This is a genomic window from Bradyrhizobium sp. (genome assembly GCF_049512235.1).
GTDB lineage: Bacteria > Pseudomonadota > Alphaproteobacteria > Rhizobiales > Xanthobacteraceae > Bradyrhizobium.
Genome location: NZ_JBEKXH010000700.1, coordinates 1 through 2,676, shown reverse-complemented (window position 1 = coordinate 2,676; position 2,676 = coordinate 1). Strand labels below are relative to the sequence as shown.

The following is a 2,676-nucleotide window of genomic DNA, read 5'->3' as shown; positions in this document are numbered from 1 at the left end:
CCGAAGTTCGAATCATATCGAAGCTTGCGATGCTGCGCTCCCTCTCCCGCACTTCGCGGGGGAGGGCTGGGGTGGGGGTGCCCGCCCGGAACAGGGTGCTGCTTGGCGGGCACCCCCACCCGCCACGCTCTATCGAGCGTGTCGACCTCCCCCGCAAGCGGGAGAGGTGCAGCGGCGCCCGCGGCAACAATGCGCTCCCTCTCCCCCACCTGCCCCCACCTGAGGCCAGCGCGAGGGGTGGCCTCTGGGGGGAGAGGGGAGAGCGGGCAGCGCAGCGCCCCTATTTCGCGGCGGCGCGGTCGAGCGCCAGGTTCAACGCCAAGACGTTGACGCGGGGCTCGCCAAGCAGTCCGGCAAGGCGGCCTGCGCTATTTTCCGTGACCAGCTGGCGGAGGCGATCTTCCGGCATATTGCGCGCCTTGGCGACGCGCGGCACCTGGAACAGGGCCGCCTCCGGCGAGATATCGGGATCGAGGCCGCTGCCGGAGGTGGTGACGAGATCGACCGGAACGGTGCCCGAGGGGTTCTCGGCTTTCAGCTTGTCGACGTCCTCCTTGACGCGGTCGTTGAGGGCCTTGCTGGTCGGGCCGAGGTTGGAGCCGCCCGAATTGGCCGCATTGTACGGTGCCGCAACGGTCTTGGTGGAGTCGGCCGGGTCCGGGGCCGTCGTCGCCGAGGGCCGGCCATGGAAGTATTTCTCGTCCTTGAATTCCTGGCCGATCAGCGCGGACCCGACCACCTTGCCGTCCCGTTCGATCAGGCTGCCCGCAGCCTGGTTCGGAAACAGCACGCCGGCAATCGCAGTCATGGCCAAGGGATAGCCGAGGCCCGTGATCAGCGTCAGCGCGAGAAGGATCAGGATGGCGGGGCGAATTTCTTTCAACATGGTGTATCTCCTTGACTCAGTGCGTAGGGTGGGCAAAGGCGCGCTTGCGCCGTGCCCACCATTTCAAATGCGAAACAAAGTGGTGGGCACGCCGTCGAGCCGCGCAATCGCGCCGCCCCCTGTTTTTTCCCACCCAGCCATAAACAACAATGTAAAATTCCACAGCTCGCAAAGGCGTCAGGCAAGGTGCAAGGCGGCGATGACGAGATCGATCGCCTTGATGCCGATGAACGGGATGATGATGCCGCCGAGGCCGTAGACCATCAGGTTACGGCGCAACAGCGCGCCGGCGCCGATGGCGCGATAGGCCACGCCCTTCAAGGCCAGCGGAATCAGCGCGATGATGATCAGGGCGTTGAAGATGATGGCCGACAGGATGGCGCTCTGCGGGCTCGCCAGATGCATGACGTTGAGCACCGCCAGTTGCGGATAGAAGGCGAGGAACATCGCCGGGATGATGGCGAAATACTTCGCGACGTCGTTGGCGATCGAGAACGTGGTCAGCGCGCCGCGGGTCATCAAGAGCTGTTTTCCAATTTCGACCACCTCGATCAGCTTGGTCGGATTGGAGTCGAGATCGACCATGTTGCCGGCCTCGCGCGCCGCCTGGGTGCCGGTGTTCATGGCGACGCCGACATCGGCCTGAGCGAGCGCCGGCGCGTCGTTGGTGCCGTCGCCGCACATGGCGACCAGCTTGCCCTTGGCCTGTTCGTCGCGGATCAGCTTCAGCTTGTCCTCGGGCGTCGCCTGCGCGAGGAAATCATCGACGCCGGCTTCCGCGGCAATCGCCGCCGCCGTCATCGGATTGTCGCCGGTGATCATCACGGTGCGGATACCCATGCGGCGCAATTCGGCGAAGCGCTCGCGGATGCCGCCCTTGACGATGTCCTTGAGCTGCACGACGCCGAGCAGGCGGCCGTCCTTGGCGACCGCGAGCGGCGTGCCGCCGGCCTTGGCGATTTCGTCGGAGATCGCCTGGATCTCACGCGCAATCTCGGAAATCGCCGCGGACTGAATCGCGCGAACGGTGTTTCCCGACGCCACCGCGCGGGGTGCTCCGGCATCGCCGACATAGTTCAGGATCGCATCGACCGCGCCCTTGCGGACCGACGAGCCGCCGACATCGACGCCGCTCATGCGGGTCTGCGCCGTAAAGGGAATGAAGGTTGCGCCCAGTTCGGCCATGTCGCGGCCGCGGATGCCGTATTTTTCCTTCGCCAGCACGACGATGGAACGTCCCTCGGGCGTCTCGTCGGCCAGCGATGCAAACTGCGCCGCATCCGCAAGCTCCTGTTCGGTGACGCCGCGCACCGGCCGAAACGTGGTCGCCTGCCGGTTGCCAAGCGTGATGGTGCCGGTCTTGTCGAGCAGCAGGGTATCGACGTCGCCGGCGGCCTCGACCGCGCGGCCCGACATCGCCAGCACGTTGAAGCGCACCAGCCGGTCCATGCCGGCGATGCCGATCGCCGAGAGCAGCGCGCCGATCGTCGTCGGGATTAGACAGACCAACAGCGACACGAGTATGACCACCGAGACCGAGGCGCCGGCGTAGTTCCCGAACGGGACCAGGGTCACGACAACGGGAATGAAGACGATCGTGAGGACCGCCAAGAGGATCGTCAGGGCTATCTCGTTCGGCGTCTTTTGACGATTGGCGCCCTCGACCAAGGTGATCATCCGGTCGATGAACGTCTGACCCCGCTCGGCAGTGATGCGCACGACGATCCGGTCCGAAAGGACCTTCGTGCCGCCGGTCACCGCGGAACGGTCGCCGCCGGACTCTCGAATAA

2 protein-coding genes are annotated in these 2,676 nt (G+C 65.7%); both read right to left on the bottom strand.

What is annotated here, in order from left to right:
* Nucleotides 1-280: 280 nt before the first annotated feature.
* Entirely contained in the window at nucleotides 281-886 is a 606-nt protein-coding gene (locus tag ABSG20_RS34135) for a K(+)-transporting ATPase subunit C (protein ID WP_423868842.1), read from the bottom strand.
* Nucleotides 887-1,063: 177 nt separating this feature from the next.
* The coding region (kdpB, locus tag ABSG20_RS34130) for a potassium-transporting ATPase subunit KdpB (RefSeq protein ID WP_423868841.1) at nucleotides 1,064-2,676 on the bottom strand (1,613 nt) is incomplete at its 5' end.